Source organism: Candidatus Defluviilinea gracilis (assembly GCA_016716235.1).
GTDB classification, from domain to species: Bacteria; Chloroflexota; Anaerolineae; order Anaerolineales; family Villigracilaceae; genus Defluviilinea; species Defluviilinea gracilis.
Genome location: JADJWS010000001.1, coordinates 368750 through 384199, shown reverse-complemented (window position 1 = coordinate 384199; position 15450 = coordinate 368750). Strand labels below are relative to the sequence as shown.

Sequence of the window (15450 nt, the reverse complement as noted above, 5' to 3'; positions counted from 1 at the left end):
GGTATTGAAATGAGGAAAGAAGAAAGAGGAAAGGCGAACTTCTGCTTAAATCAATGAACTAAAGCCCTTCTCGACGAAGGGTTACCACATTTCGGAAACTAAATTTTCAACAACCATGAAATGCTTGTCGCGCGTTGCCAATGTGAGCCCGTGTTGTAGTGCAATCGCCGCGATCCAAATATCGTTTTCGGGGATGGGTTGTCCTGTTTTTCTTAGTTCGTTTTTGACAATGCCGTACCAATACGATGTCTCGGCATCGCAGGGAAGAATCGCGGTTTGGGAGGCGAGTTTCTCGAGTTGCTCGAGGTTCTTTTCAACACGAGATGATTTTCTTGCCCCGTAATGCAATTCCCCCAAGGCAATGCTTGGAATAAACGTGCTATCTGCTTTTTCGAGTCGAGTTAATACATTCCCATCCTGCGCGAATAGTTCGATCAGTACACTGGGATCAAGCAGAAAACTACCACTCATCCCCGTCCACCCGCTCGCAATCTTCTTCGATTGCCTCGCGCATCGTGCGGACATCGTCCATGGAGATCCCGCCCGCAAATTGCATCAACAAAGAACCATGCGTGCCACGCCCCGCGACGGTTCGCAAAGAACGGACGAATGTCAGCACTTGGTGTTGTAAGTTGTCAGGAAGCGCTTTGACTTGCTCGACGATTTGATTGAGAACGGGCATAGCCATTTCTACCTGCCTTTTCCAATGAAGCGATTATAGCACTGCTTTCCAAGCCTGAATTGCCAGACCTGACATGTCTCCGCGAGGAGTTAATAAATCATGACCCATGTCCGCGCGAAAGTTATGGTTGACCATCGCGTAGACAAGACATGTCAGGTCTTTTGGATTCTATGGGTGTCCCGTAATCAACGGCAAAGAGCCTCACCACGAAGGACACAAAGTACACAAAGGGAGAAAAGAGCCTAGATGCCTTGTGTTTTTCCTTTGTGACCGTCGTGTCCTTTGTGTTTGAAAAATGGTTTCCCGTTAAAAACGGTAGAGCCGATTCTATTTTATCGAAACGGACAAACATCCGCTGGCACGTAGATATGACTCTGCGCCCCGTGATAATCGCTCCCAAACGGAATCAAAATCTCAGGATGTTCCACCGCGTATTGGATCGCCGCCGCACAGCCGTCGTACATTTCTCTAATCTCCAATTACCAATCGCCAATTACCCCTCAAAGTTGACGGGTCGCTTCTCGCTTACGCGCTATAGAACAAATTCGACTGGGCAGGAGTTGCTGTGTTTAGGATTTTATCACTCATCGTTATTCGGTCACCCGTTATAATCATGCCCGATGTTCTCCTTCCAAATCACCTCCAAAAACAATCGCGCGCGCGCGGGGATTTTCTCCACGCCGCACGGCGACCTCCTCACGCCTGTCTTCGCGCCCGTCGGCACGCAAGCCACTGTAAAAACCCTCACACCTGAGCATCTCAAGGACATCAACGCCTCGCTCGTGCTGAGCAACACCTATCATCTCTACCTGCGTCCCGGCGACGAACTCGTGCGCGACATGGGCGGCTTGCACAAGTTCATGCAGTGGGGACGTCCCATGCTCACCGACTCGGGCGGCTTTCAAGTGTTCTCGCTCGCGCAGACTCGCAAGATCGACGACGACGGCGTGACCTTCAAGAGTCACATTGACGGTTCGACGCATCGCTTCACGCCTGAAAAATCCGTTGCGATTCAAGAAAATCTCGGCGCGGACATCATCATGGCATTCGACGAATGTTCCGACCCCAATGACCACGCCTACTCCAAACTCGCCATGCACAGGACTCATCGCTGGGCGGAACGTTCTCTCAAAGCGCAGACGCGGCGCGACCAGGCATTATTCGGGATCGTGCAAGGCGGCGTTCAAGCTGACCTTCGGGCTGAGTCTGCCAACTTCATTGCTTCGCTCGGCACCCCCGGCATCGCCATCGGCGGACTCTCCGTCGGCGAGACCAAACAAGAGATGCACGACACGCTCGACGTGGTTGTTCCTCTTCTGCCCGAAAACAAGCCGCGCTACCTGATGGGAGTCGGCACGCCCGAAGATTTGATCAACGGCGTGGCTCGCGGCATTGACATCTTCGATTGCGTTCTGCCGACTCGCTTAGCCCGTCACCACTCCGCTTTTGCGCCTGAAGGTCGCCTCAACTTGATGAACGCGACGTTTGCGCGTGATGAAAAGCCAATTGACGAGACTTGCGATTGCTACGCCTGCAAAACTTTTACGCGGGCTTACATCCGCCACTTGATCGTGGCAAAAGAATTGCTTGCTGGAACATTGATCTCCATTCACAATTTGCGCGCATTGATTCGATTGATGGAGCAGATGCGGGTCTACATCGCGGATGGTTCGTTCGAGTCGCGGGTGCCTGAGTTGTTGAGTCAATGGCAGGGGAATGCAGAGCGTAAAAAAATCCATGAATAACGGATTATGGGATGATGCAATTTTCAAAATTGCTGACAAACTCATGAAAAAGCCCGCCGAATTTACCTCAGAACAGACTTATCCATGCCCTGTCTGTGGGAGAAAATTGATAATTCAGGTTGGTCACTATCAACGAGGCAAAATAAAAATGATCGGCATAACAATTGAATGCAAGGTCTGTAATCAAGCAATTGCAGTTGATGGTATTGAAGAATAAAAATGACCCTCCTCCATGCCTTCCTCCTCGGCATTATTCAGGGACTGACCGAATTCATTCCCGTTTCGTCCACTGCGCATTTATTGATCGGGCAAAAACTCTTGGGCATCCCCGCCGATGGCGCGATGTTCTCGTTCCTCGTAATCGTCCAACTCGGAACGCTCGTGTCCCTTTTTGCGTTTTACTGGAAGGATTTGCTCACTATCGTGAGTTCCACGTTCCAAGTTTCACGTTCCATGCTGACCAAGCCGCGTGAAACTTGGAACTTGAAACCTGAATCTTTACTTGGCTGGTACATACTTATCGCCACCATCCCTGCGTTACTCGCTGGCTACTTGCTCAAAGACGCAGTCGAAGCGTTGTTCCAACAACCTATGCTTCAAGCCTCCATTCGATTATTCTCTGCCGCGATTCTACTCACGCTGGCTGAATTGTTGACTAAGAAGAATCGAAATCTCGAATCAATGACGTGGCTCGATGCTCTGGTGATCGGCTTGTTCCAAATTATCGCCGTCTTCCCCGGCGCCTCGCGTAGTGGAACAACGATTTCAGGCGGCATGTTTCGCGGACTCGACCGCCCGTCTGCGGCGCGGTTTGCCTTTTTGATGTCAGTTCCCGTCATGCTCGCGGCGGGCGGATATGAAATGTTGGATGTGATGAACATGCCCTACCTCAGCGGATTCCTCCCCCTGCTCGCGGTTGGATTCGTCACTGCGGCAATTGTCGGCTGGTTCGCGATCAAATGGCTGATTGATTACTTGAGCAAACGGTCACTGTATGTGTTTGCCGTTTATTGCGCAGTTGTGGGTACCGTCGTTCTGATATTTTCCTGAAGCCAAACTGATCACTGTTCACTGATAACTTTATTGACTATGGAACTATGAAACCATGAAACTAACGCAACTCCTAAAGACCCTCGTCGAAACCGAATCTCCGTCGCACGATAAATCCGCCGTTGACCGCGTCGGAGTCATTGTCGCTGAAGAAGCGCGCAAATTGGGCGGGCAGGTTGAAGTCATCTCCAACAAGGAAACTGGCGATCATGTCTTAGCTCGGTTCTCGCCAGCCCGACCTTCGACCTTTGACCCTCAACCTTCAATTTTAATTCTCTGCCACATGGACACCGTCTTCCCCATCGGCACGATTCAAAAAACTCCCTACCGCGAAGAGGACGGGAAAATTTTCGGTCCTGGCACGCTGGATATGAAGGCTGGGATTGCCATCGCGCTTGCCGCAGTCGAGTCAGCTCAAAGGTCGGGGTTGAAGCGTTCGGTCACGTTGTTATGCACATCCGATGAAGAGATCGGCAGTCACACATCGCGCGAATTAATTGAGTCGCTGGCGAAAGAGTCCGCGCTGGTGTTGGTGATGGAAGGCGCGTTGCTCGACGGCTCGCTGAAAACATGGCGCAAAGGCACGGGCGGATTTTCGGTCACGGTTCACGGACGCGCGGCGCATGCGGGCGGCGATCATCAGGCGGGACGCAACGCCATCGAAGAGATGTCGCATCAAGTGATCGCGATTCAAAAACTGACCGATTATGAAAAACAAACAACGGTGAATGTCGGCGTGATGCGCGGAGGCACGGTGTCGAATGTTGTGCCAGAGGAAGCGCGCATCGAAGTGGATGTGCGCGTGATGCAGGCGGGCGAGTGGGAGCGACTCGAATCGGAAATGCAAAAACTCAAACCCGTTCTCGATGGAACATCTATTGAGGTCGTTGGCGATTTGAATCGTCCGCCGATGCCGTTCGATGAGCGGATGAAATCCACGTTTGAAAAAGCGAAAACTATCGCGGCGCGAATCGGCATGGAACTCATGGCGGGCGGCACAGGCGGCGCGTCGGATGGAAATTTTGTCGCGCCGCTCGGCATTCCCTTGCTCGACGGCATGGGCGCGGTGGGCGAGGGCTATCACTCGGAGCGCGAATTTATTTTTGCAGACAGCCTTGAACAAAAAACAAAGTTGATCGCGGAGTTGATCGAGAAGTGGTGAATCGCGGCGCGGGATGGTTGCATATTAAGAACTTAACCGAGCAATCGTTGCGCTCTGTTTTGAACCACGGAGACACTGAGTCACGGAGTTTTTTTAATTGGTTTTTCTCAGCGCTTCCGTGTCTCAGTGGTTCGATTTATTGTTCGACTAATTGTGAAAAGAACAAGTATCCTGCAGACCGAACGGGCAGATCGCTTCGCGCAATCCGCCCCACGTTTTTTTTCTTTCTTCCCTTCGACAAGCTCAGGGCGGCGCTTTTCTCTTTCCTTTTATTTTCCTGCTCGACGAACCCGCCTCAGACCCCGCCTCAAGTTGTCTCCGTCTATTCGACCTTCGCCGCCGAGCCGTGGTTGAGCGATCTCTATGCCTGCGCGGATTCGGTTGCCACCCTCGTCCGCGTGGACGATCCCAACTCCGCCGACATCGCGTTGCAAATTGGTGAGCCAGAATTTTTATCTTCGTTTGCGTATCAGATTGACGAAGAGGAAATATTGATCGTGACAGATCGTCAAAGCCCGCTCCAAAATTTGACTCTCGACGAGGCGCGCGCGTTGTTCATGGGACTTGGCGACCCATCCGCGCAGGTGTGGGTGTATGCGTCAGAGGCGGATGTGCAGAAGGTGTTCGACCAACTTGTAATGGAGGGAAGAAGCGTTTCGTCGTCCGCGTTTGTGGCAGTCAATCCGCAACAGATGTCTGATGTGCTGAATAGTGAATCAAATGCCGTTGGAATCCTGCCACGACAATGGGTGGCGGGTGATATGCGCGAAGTGTATTCAGTTGCGGAAGTCCCCGTGCTGGCGTTGACGAAATCCGAACCGCAGGGCGCTGTCAATCAACTCATCGGCTGTCTGCAAAAATAGTCATATAATGACGGGGAGGAGATGAACATGCGAACTCCATTATGGATTCCCACCGAACAACGTAAACGAGACACGAACATCACGCGCTTCATGGACGCGGTCAATGCGCGGCGGAGGTTGAATCTCGCTTCGTATTCGGATTTATATCAGTGGTCGGTGGAAAATCTCGCTGACTTTTGGGCGGAAGTATGGGACTTAGCCGAGATCAAAGCCTCAAAGCGATTCGACTCCGTAGTGACGGATTTATCCGTCTTCCCGGGCGCAAAGTGGTTCCCCGGCGCGAAGTTGAACTTCGCCGAAAACCTTCTGCGCTATCGTGACGATCATGCGGCATTCGTTTTCATCGGCGAGACGCAAACCTCGAAGCGGATGACGTATGCCGAGTTATATGACTCGGTGGCGCGGCTGGCGCATTCGTTGAAAGAGTCGGGCGTTGATGTGGGTGATCGGGTGGTGGGATACATGCCGAATCTGATCGAGACGGTCGTTTGCATGTTGGCGGCGGCAAGCCTCGGCGCCACGTGGGCTTCGTGCGCCACCGACATCGGTCCCGGCGCGGCGGTTGAACGGCTGGGACAAGTCGCGCCAAAGGTGATGATCACCGCGGATGGATATTTCTACAAAGGCAAGGCGTTCGATACGCTGGCTCACGCGGCGGAGGTGGCGCGGGGAATCTCATCGTTGAAAAAAGTGATCGTCGTTTCGTACACGCGCGAGAAGCCTGATATTTCTCAAATCCCCAATTCGGTTCATTATGAAGATTTTCTTGCGAAAGAGAAAAATCTTGAAATCCAGTTTGAGCAGTTGCCGTTCGATCATCCGCACTACATCATGTTCTCGTCGGGGACGACGGGCAAGCCGAAGTGCCTTGTGCAGTCGGCGGGCGGAGTGCTGATCAATCACCTCAAGGAATTGATCTTGCATACCGACCTCAAACGAAGCGACAAGATTTTCTACATCACATCGTGTAGTTGGATGATGTGGAATTGGCTGGTCAGTTCGCTGGCGGTCGGCGCGACGATTGTTCTTTATGACGGCAACCCGAACTTCCCCGACGCGGGCGCGATGTGGAAGTTGATTCAAGATGAGAAAATTTCCATCTTCGGGTGCAGCGCCAGTTATATCCACTTCTTGAAAAAAGAAGGCATCTCTCCGCGCGCGAGTTTTGATCTATCGTCCCTGCGCGAAATCTCGCAGACGGGTTCGCCGCTCTCCGCGGATGGGTTTGAATACGTGTACAAAGAGATCAAAGCAGACTTGCACTTCAATTCCATCGCGGGCGGCACGGACATCAACGGCTGTTTCGCGGCGGGGAGTCCCATTGTCCCTGTGTATGCGGGGGAGTTGCAGAGCGCGGCGTTGGGGATGAAGATAAAGTCCTATAATGAAAAGGGACAGCCGATTTTCGATGAGCAGGGCGAGTTGGTCTGTGAAGCGCCTGCGCCTTCGATGCCGTTGTATTTTTGGAATGACCCTGACGGCTCGAAATATCACAAGGCGTACTTCGATGTGTATCCCGGTGTGTGGCGTCACGGTGATTATGTGTTGATCCACAAAGACACCGGCGGCGTGACGTTCTACGGGCGCTCGGATGCGGTGTTGAAACCTTCAGGCGTGCGCATCGGCACAGCGGAGATTTATGCGCAGATGGAGAACCTGCCCGAAATTGCAGACAGCCTCGCGGTGGGACAGAACTATCAGGACGACCAGCGCGTGATCCTGTTCGTCAAACTCGCGGCGGGATTTTTGCTCACGGATGAGTTGAAAGACAAAATCAAAAGGACGTTGCGAGAGAATGCCTCACCGAGGCACGTCCCTGCGGTGATTCTCGAAACACCGGAGATTCCGTACACGTTGAACATGAAGAAAGTTGAAAGCGCGGTGACGAATATTTTGAACGGGCGGGCGGTGAGCAATCGGGATGCGTTGATCAATCCGGGGTCGTTGGAGTTTTACGAGAAGATAACGGAACAGTTGTAATACTATGGCGGGAAATTTTTCGCGTTTCAAGAGGGTGTTTTCCAACCGAGCGTTCACGGGCGCGCTTTTGTTTGTGACGTTCTTATATAGTTTCGAAGAAACCCTGTTTGACTTTCAGCAGTTCCGCTTTTTTCAACTTACCATGACCTTGCGTCCGTTCGACGAGAAGTTGGTCGCGGTTTTGTCTGGTATCGCATCGCTTGGGATCTTCTTTTGGTTCACTTGGGTATCGTTAAAACTTCCCCGCAACATTCAGATTATTCCAGTAATTTTACTTACTGTTTCGTCTCTCGTCGAATATGGATTCTGGAAGGCTGTAAAACGGTTCATGTCAGATGTAGACTTACATATCGCTTTCTCGACACCCTATAGCACATGGACGGGGGCAGGGGCATTGTATTTTGACTGGCGGTTCATTTTCCCTGTTGCAGGATTTGTTATTGTATTATTTGTTTTTTGGGAAAAAGAGAGGACAACCCACAACGGGCGTAGAGCTTGGAGCTTATTTCTATTTCTGGCGGCGCTTTGTTTTTCATATACATTGACAGGCAAGTCGCTCAGTTTAGGAACATCCGTCTCCTCGTTTTACCAGACGATACCGCGTTTTATTTTTAATGAGCTCCGACCGTCTGCGCGGGCAGATGTCGGCTTTCAACAATCCGTTGCGCCGCAAAACAACATTGTTTTGGTGATCGATGAAAGCATCCGCGGCGACCACCTCAGCGTTAATGGATACGCCCGCGCGACAACGCCCGTTCTGGATGAATTGCTTCGCCACAGCGATTCAATTCGGAATTGGGGACTGGCTGTGGCAGGCGCGACGTGCAGTTACCCTTCCAATGCCTTGATCTTGACCGGGGTTCGTCCTGGAGTGGATGAATTTGGGATGGTGGAAACGCATCCCACTGTATTCCAATACGCGAAGGCAATGGGATATGAAACGGTTTACATGGATGCCCAAACGAACACCTTTTGGAATGGGCTGACCCCGGACGATCTTGAATATATCGATGTATGGATCAAAGCGAAAGACCTGGGCGATGATATTCAAAGTGATTTTCGCGCGGCAGACTGGATCGTGGAGCGAACGATGAACGATACAGGGAATTTTATTGTGTTGAACAAACGCGGCGTCCATTTTTTATATGAAAACTCGTACCCTGCGGGTTTCGAACTCTGGGGTCCAGTCCCCGGCGAGTACACCAGCCAACCCGAGTTGGTGACCAACCCGTATGATAACGGCGTGATGTACAATGTGAACGCGTTCTTTGAGCGGCTGTTGGCAGATCCTCAAATCCTTACGGATACGACGATCCTGTATACATCCGATCACGGGCAGACGCTATTCGAAAACGGCGTAAGTTGGTTGCATTGCAATGACACGCCAATGGAGGCGACTATCCCGCTCCTCATGCTGGGGCGCAACCTGCCCGCATCCTCTGACGAGAATTTTCTGGCGAGTCACAGCAACATTATGCCGACATTGTTGGACCTAATGGATGTGCCAGACAAATTCAGAGTATATCCTTATGCGCCGTCGTTATTTTCGCCCGCTTTTGATGCGGCGGGTGGACGATGGTTTTTTGATGGAAGTTTACGGCTGATCGAGTTTCATTCTCCTTGATCTTGAGCGGAGGTCTTATGCCCTGTAATTGCTGTGAAATTGAAAACAACACCTTCACTGAGGCGTCAGCCAAAGCGAATCTCAGAGATTATCGCCGCCGTGGTCCCGCCAAACAAACCCGATTAATCCTCGAAGCGGTGCGTTCATTGGGGTTGAAGGATGCCGCGCTGTTGGATATCGGCGGGGGGATCGGGGCGATTCACCACGAGTTGCTCAACGATGTGGCGCGAGAGGCAACGCATGTGGACGCGTCGTCGGCGTATCTCATGGTGGCGACGGAGGAGGCAAAGCGGCTGGGGCATGAGGCGCAGGTGAAATTCATCCATGCCGATTTTACGGATGTGGCGGATGAACTTCCGCAGGTGGATGTGGTCACGCTGGATCGTGTGGTGTGTTGTTACCCGAACTTTCGTGAGTTGTTGAAAGCGGCTTCGTCGAAGAGTCGTCAAGCAATCGCTCTCACCTATCCGCGCGAGACGTGGTTGTCGAAAGTGGTGGTGAAAGCGGCAAATTTGATTCAGCGGATTCGCAGAGACCCATTTCGCGTATTTGTGCATCCCGTAGCGGAGATGGAGGCGTTGCTGAATAAAGAGGGGTTGAAAAGAATATCCACGCGCAGGTTGTTCGTGTGGGAGATGGCGTTGTACCGGCGGTGAGTTGTCGCCCTCAGGGTTGCGCGCTGATCGAATGTGGCGAAAACTTCATCACCCATTTGTAAGGGTTCAGGTTTCAGGGCGGCTTGTATAATTACATCATTGTGAACTTCAGACTCTCGCAAGGAATTTTCTCCATGAAGAAGTTGAATAGTATCGTCTCGATATTTTTTATCGGCGCGTTCCTCATGTCCGCATGCAATTTGGGGGCGATGCCTCAGGCGACGAGCGAGCCGGGGAGCGCGATCCAGCCTCCCGTCGGGACTGAACCGCCTGTCTTGACGGAAGTCCCGATCCAGCCGACACAGCCGCAGACGATCACGCAGGCGCCGGTCGACCTTTCCGGTCCTCCGATGGAAGTGGGATCGAAATTCCTGTATGTGGATGGGAGCACGCTCGTGGCGGTGCCGGGCGGTCCGTTCACCATGGGGCATGGCGGGGACGATAACCCTGAGCATGAAGTCAATGTCAGCGATTTTTGGTTATATCGTTCGAAGGTCACGAATTCGCAATATGCGCTGTGTGTTTTGTTGGGCAAATGCTCGCCGCCAAATGTCGATAAGAACGGCGGCTATGGCGACCCGGTGCGGGCGAATCATCCGGTGACGGGCGTGAATTATCAGCAAGCCTCGGAGTATTGTTCGTTCGTGAATGGGCGTTTGCCGACCGAAGCCGAATGGGAAAAAGCCGCGCGCGGACCGGATGGGAACATTTATCCGTGGGGCGACGCGACGCCGCAGTGCGATCTGGTGAACTATGGCACGTGTGAATACGAAACATCGAAAGTGATCGATCACCCTGCGGGGCAGAGTTATTACGAAGCCTTCGATATGGCGGGTAATGTGTATGAATGGGTGGCGGATTGGTACGATGCCAACTATTACAACAATTCGCCGCTGGACGACCCGCTGGGTCCCGATCTTGCCCTCCGTCGGTCTGTGCGCTCCAGCGGATTCAACTCCCCCGCGTACGAATCCGAATCGGCGCGGCGCCTCTCGCTTGCCCCGGTGGAGCAACGCAACGATCTCGGCTTCCGCTGTGTGGTGGAAGACCCGATGTATTTTGCGCCGATGTGCGCCGCCGCGTTGGTGTACGGACAGGACGCCGCGCCCGGCTCGCCTGGCGGCGGAGGCGCGCCTTCAGAGACCTGCCCCACGGTAGCGATTCAAGTTGTGCCGATCTGTGTGAATCAGGCTGGCTCGGCGAATGTGAGTTTTACCGGTCCCCCGGGAGCGGCGGTGGATGCGGGGACTTGTTCGCCCACCGGCAATCCCGGTCAATACAGTTGTCTTTCGCCGACGACCATTTCGATTAAAGCCGATTGCCAGCAATCTTTGCCGGGCAGTCCGGCGTGCCCGCTAGGGTTCCAGCAACAGGGAAATCAATGCGTTTCACAAGGCTGGCCAGGACAGTGTTTGCCGGGTTATAACTATGACCCGAACAGTCAATGTTGCTCGGCTCAACCGGGGCAGGATGGCAGTGTTCCGCTTCCGCAATGCCCGGTAGGTACGTATTATCTCCCCGGTCAAAATGTCTGCGTGCCATACCCCGCGCAGGGAGTTGTGTCGGTGGTGCAGAATGTGGGCATCCCGAATTGCATCATTCCGACGAGGAAGCCGGGTGGTGGGGGAGATATTCCTGATGTTCCCACCGTTTGCGCGCCGCCAACAGATAATTGTGGAAATTTTCTTTGGTGTGAGAAACTTTGCGCTTGTGTTCGCTCGTCAACGCAATGTCCCCCGTGATCTCTGCTGCGAATTGGGTCAGGGCTTATACAAGATCGGAGTACATGATGTTGATCGCGCGCGACGACCTGTAAACTGACGGGAAGTTGGCGCGATAAATCGCAACCTGTCCAATTCGGGGAGGTAGAAGCGGGGTTTCGTTTCGAGCGGCATGGGGAAATCATACCATTCTGAACCAGCCTTACAACTTGGCAAAGAGGTGGCTTTCTATGTATTCGATTGTTGAGTCGAGCGTCATGATTGCATATCACGCTCAACAAGGTTGAGCGATAAACCCAAAAGGAGTTAATTATGAAGAAGAAGTTGTTTGTTATTTGTCTCGCGCTTTCGATGTTGACAATGGTCACCGGCAATGTTTTGGCGGCGCCTTCGGCAGGCTCCGCTTTGACCCTGCTCAGCGCGACTGCGGGCATGAACGGGACCGTATTCCTCTTCAAGGTGTCCGGCGAGTTTTCCGGGGCGCACTTGAAAGGTTCCGCGCATGTGCAAGGCGGGGAAGATTACGGGCTGGATTGCCGGCAATTGGATGATGAAACCGTCCGCTGTACCGCTTCGAGAAACGCGCAAGGCAATGTGACTGTCATGTTTGGCGGTTCGACTTTCTGGACCTATGTCGCGCCGTTCACGAGACCCACTACATATTGTTATAACGTATTCGATTGGGCTTTAAATTTCACGTACTGGCAGCACATTGGAGACTACTGCCAGGATGTCCCGGCGCAATATGGCGATGTGATCGAAGATTACCATAACATGTATTGGAATGAGGACTACGATTTTGAGTTTTTGCCGAACAGCCCGGAAACGTGGGTGCATTGTGGCGTATCAATGCCTCCCCAATCGGGTGACGCCTATTATTATCCTGATTGCTAGAAAAGGTTTGCAGGATTTTATGACGTTGAGAACCGCCCCGGCAAAATTCGCCGGGGCGGTTTTTGTTAGACCATACTACGAGATTTTTCGCCCCATTCCGTCGCCTGCTCGAAGGCGTACCCGGCGTTCAAAACTTTCGCGTCGCCCCAGGCGCGCGAGACGATCTGCAAGCCGAGGGGTAGTCCGCTGGAAGTGAATCCGCATGGGATGGAGAGCGCAGGCAGACCCGTGAGGTTGAACGGCGCGGTGAAGCGCGTCAGCCGCGCGGCTTGCTCCACCGCGTCGTGACCTTCGATGGTCGGCGCGGGGATGGGCGTGGTCGGCAGGATCAGCAAATCGTGCGCTTCGAAGAACAACTCGAATCGTTTCTTCATTTCGGCTTGAGTCCGCCTCGCCAACGCGTATTCGGTGGAGGTGGTCTTCGCGCCCTCTTGCAACCGGCGGCGCACATCCTCGCCGAACCATTCGGGATGTTCCTTCAAGCGATCGCGGTGCGCCGCCGCGCCATCGGCTTGCGTCATGGTCTTATTGGCAGATGCGGCGTCGCGCAACCAATCCATGCCGATCTCTTCGACGATGCACCCCATGCCCTCAAATACGTTTGCCGCATCGCGCGCGGCTTGCAACACGTCCGCGTCCGCGCTTGCAAAATAGTCGCCCACAGCGAACGCGATGCGCCTGCCCGCCATATCATCTGTCAGATGACCGAGATAATCGCCGTTCAACATTTTGATCGAGGCGGGGTCGAACGCGTCATACGACGAGATAGCCTGCAACAACAGCGCCGCATCTTTCACGCTTCGAGTCAGCGGACCAACGTGGTCGAGATTCCACGAGAGGGGGAACACGCCGCGCAGGCTGACGCGCCCATACGTGGGTTTGAACCCGACCACGCCGCATAGCGAAGCCGGGATGCGGATCGAGCCGCCGGTGTCGGTGCCGAGCGCGCCGAGCGCCATGCCGGTCGCCACCGCGATGGCTGACCCGCTCGAGGAGCCGCCGGGGATGCGGGTGAGATCGCGCGGGTTGCGGGCTGTGCCGAAATGGGGATTGTTCCCGGTTACGCCGAGCGCGATCTCGTGCGTGTTGGTCTTGCCGATGATGAACGCGCCGGCAGAGTTGAGTTTCTCCACCACAAAGGCGTCCTCATCGGGGATGTGATCTGCGAAAAATTTCGAGCCGGCTGTGGTGCGTATCCCCGCCGTGTCGAATAGATCCTTGACGGCGATGGGGATGCCGCGCAGAACGTCCGCGTAGGTGGCGCGGGGAGTTGAGGCGGGGATCATCGTGCTTGCCACACTGCGCGCGAACGAATCCTGCACGGTGATGAACGCGTTCAGTTTGAGGTTGAGTCGCTTGATATTGCCGAGGCAGGCAGAAGCGAGGTCTGACGCGGTGAGTTTTTTATCCTGCATCAACTCAAGGGCTTCTTCGATGGTTTGCGCGGGGAGCGGGGTCATGCCCTCCATTATAATGAAAACATGCCGTATTCAATGGATAAAAAGTACTTGTGGCTTTTGCTCGCCATTTCGCTGACGGGCGCGTTGATCGCCGCGCTGGTTATGTCGAGGTACGGTCCTGGCGTGTCGGCAGACGCTACGAAATATTTATCGATCTCTCAAAACCTGTTGGACGGCAAAGGCTTCTTCGATCACACCGGGCGTCCGCTTTTGTGGTGGCCCCCGTTGTATCCGCTTGAAATTGCGGGCGTGAGTCGCCTCACGGGTCTCGATGTGCTTTTCGCAGCGAGCTGGCTCAACATCATCACGTTCGCCGCAAATATTTTTCTCAACGGCGCGTTGGTCTATTACGCCTTCCCCGATAAACCGCTCCGTCAATTTCTCGGTGCGCTCTTCATCCTCACTTCGGACATGGCGATTCGCATCCACGCGAACATTTCCTCCGAGCCGCTCTTCGTCACCTTTTCGATGATCTTCCTCTTCGCCAGCGCGGACTATTTGCAGACTCGTTCGCGCCGCGCGTTGTGGTGGATGATCGCCATGTCGGCTCTTGCCCCTCTTCAACGTTATCTTGGGGCGAGTCTCATCGCGGCGGGGGGCTGTTTCATCCTCTTCGCCCACCGCAGGGACATCTGGCGCGGCATCCGCGAATCGTTTCTGTTTGGCGTTCTATCCCTCATTCCCATCGCCGCGTGGATTGGATTTCACAACATCGGCAAATATAACTCCTTCTGGGGCGTGAGCGGCTCCATCGTGAATCCGCTCGAAAACCTGCGCCTGTCGCTGGCGAAGATTCTGCACTGGTTCATTCCGAATCATCCAGCGCTTCAACCGCTCTTCGACAATCCATGGATCGTGGTCGGCATAATCGCAGTAATTCTTTTGTTGCTCAACAAAAAAGAGAATTGGAAAACTTTTGCGTGGACGATGATGCAACCGATCCCGTTCGTCTCGTGGGCGTTCTTCGCTTGGACAATCCTCGGGCTGATGTACTCCGTCACCACCGAGGACCACGTTGATCTTTTCTCGGATCGCTATTATGTCGGCTTACTCTCGCTTGTGCTGGTGATGTTGTTCGTTACTTTTGATTCACTGATTCTCCCTCATCTGAAATGGAATCAACTCACGCTCCAAAAACTCGGCGCGGCGGTTTTCTTCCTCTGGCTGGCAGTTTACCCCGCCTGGAGTTTGGTGAAATATGTTTCCGCCTCAATGCAAAACGGCGAGGCGAGCGGATACAACGTTTACAACAACCGCGCCTTTCACGAGAATCCGATCATCAAAGCGATGCAAAGGATTGCAATAGAAAATCCCGATGCGACGTTGTACAGCAACTATACCGACGGCGTCTGGTTTTTCACGAGGCGCGAGTCGCCGATCATGCCGCGTTCGTTCACGATGGAATTGGATGAGATCAAGCAAAATTATTCAGGCTGGCCCCACGATAAGCCCGGCTACATCATCTGGATTCTGCCGAACAGCATTTATCGCAATGCCGTCCCCCCGAAACTGCTGGCAGAGATCGCAGACCTTGAGTTGGTTGTCAAGATCGAAGAAGGGGAGATCTATAAGGTGGCGCTAAAGAAATAGCCACAGAGAGCACAGAGTTCTTT

14 protein-coding genes are annotated in these 15450 nt (G+C 53.5%); 11 read left to right on the top strand and 3 right to left on the bottom strand.

From position 1 onward, the window contains the following. Positions 1 to 81 precede the first annotated feature (81 nt). Entirely contained in the window at positions 82 to 471 is a 390-nt protein-coding gene (locus IPM31_01795; GenBank protein ID MBK9005703.1) for a type II toxin-antitoxin system VapC family toxin, read from the bottom strand. Beyond that, positions 461 to 688 (bottom strand): hypothetical protein, encoded by a 228-nt coding sequence (locus IPM31_01790; GenBank protein MBK9005702.1) that lies wholly within the window; start codon positions 686 to 688, stop codon positions 461 to 463. Before IPM31_01790 ends, IPM31_01795 begins: the two co-directional genes overlap by 11 nt. A 614-nt stretch (positions 689 to 1302) precedes the next feature. Between IPM31_01790 and tgt the strand changes: the two genes are divergently transcribed. The 10 genes from tgt to IPM31_01740 all read left to right on the top strand — a co-directional run bounded on the left by tgt (position 1303) and on the right by IPM31_01740 (position 12377). Next, positions 1303 to 2427, top strand: coding sequence for a tRNA guanosine(34) transglycosylase Tgt (tgt, locus tag IPM31_01785; GenBank protein ID MBK9005701.1), 1125 nt, complete (start codon positions 1303 to 1305; stop codon positions 2425 to 2427). Next, on the top strand, positions 2420 to 2644 hold the full coding sequence (locus IPM31_01780; GenBank protein MBK9005700.1) for a hypothetical protein: 225 nt from the start codon (positions 2420 to 2422) through the stop codon (positions 2642 to 2644). Before tgt ends, IPM31_01780 begins: the two co-directional genes overlap by 8 nt. A 2-nt stretch (positions 2645 to 2646) precedes the next feature. Further along, positions 2647 to 3477, top strand: a complete 831-nt coding sequence (gene uppP, locus IPM31_01775; protein MBK9005699.1) for an undecaprenyl-diphosphatase UppP — start codon at positions 2647 to 2649, stop codon at positions 3475 to 3477. A 55-nt stretch (positions 3478 to 3532) separates the two neighbouring features. Then, positions 3533 to 4639 (top strand): M20 family metallopeptidase, encoded by a 1107-nt coding sequence (locus IPM31_01770; GenBank protein ID MBK9005698.1) that lies wholly within the window; start codon positions 3533 to 3535, stop codon positions 4637 to 4639. A 350-nt stretch (positions 4640 to 4989) separates the two neighbouring features. Further along, on the top strand, positions 4990 to 5502 hold the full coding sequence (locus tag IPM31_01765) for a hypothetical protein (protein ID MBK9005697.1): 513 nt from the start codon (positions 4990 to 4992) through the stop codon (positions 5500 to 5502). A 27-nt stretch (positions 5503 to 5529) separates the two neighbouring features. After that, positions 5530 to 7482, top strand: a complete 1953-nt coding sequence (locus tag IPM31_01760; protein ID MBK9005696.1) for an acetoacetate--CoA ligase — start codon at positions 5530 to 5532, stop codon at positions 7480 to 7482. Between the two features lie 541 nt (positions 7483 to 8023). Next, positions 8024 to 9106 carry a sulfatase-like hydrolase/transferase gene (locus IPM31_01755; protein MBK9005695.1) on the top strand — a complete coding sequence of 361 codons (1083 nt, stop codon included), beginning with the start codon at positions 8024 to 8026 and terminating at the stop codon, positions 9104 to 9106. Between the two features lie 17 nt (positions 9107 to 9123). Continuing rightward, a complete protein-coding gene (locus tag IPM31_01750; GenBank protein MBK9005694.1) occupies positions 9124 to 9762 on the top strand; it encodes a methyltransferase domain-containing protein in 639 nt (212 codons plus the stop codon). A 134-nt stretch (positions 9763 to 9896) separates the two neighbouring features. Beyond that, positions 9897 to 11504: an SUMF1/EgtB/PvdO family nonheme iron enzyme gene (locus IPM31_01745; GenBank protein MBK9005693.1), complete on the top strand. Its 1608-nt coding sequence runs from the start codon at positions 9897 to 9899 to the stop codon at positions 11502 to 11504. A gap of 291 nt (positions 11505 to 11795) precedes the next feature. Continuing rightward, positions 11796 to 12377, top strand: a complete 582-nt coding sequence (locus IPM31_01740; GenBank protein MBK9005692.1) for a hypothetical protein — start codon at positions 11796 to 11798, stop codon at positions 12375 to 12377. A 65-nt stretch (positions 12378 to 12442) separates the two neighbouring features. Here IPM31_01740 and gatA read toward each other — a convergent pair whose 3' ends face one another. Next, entirely contained in the window at positions 12443 to 13837 is a 1395-nt protein-coding gene (gatA, locus tag IPM31_01735; GenBank protein ID MBK9005691.1) for an Asp-tRNA(Asn)/Glu-tRNA(Gln) amidotransferase subunit GatA, read from the bottom strand. Positions 13838 to 13858: 21 nt separating this feature from the next. On the opposite strand from gatA, the gene IPM31_01730 reads away from it, so the two are divergent. Further along, on the top strand, positions 13859 to 15427 hold the full coding sequence (locus IPM31_01730) for a hypothetical protein (protein ID MBK9005690.1): 1569 nt from the start codon (positions 13859 to 13861) through the stop codon (positions 15425 to 15427). Positions 15428 to 15450: the final 23 nt, after the last annotated feature.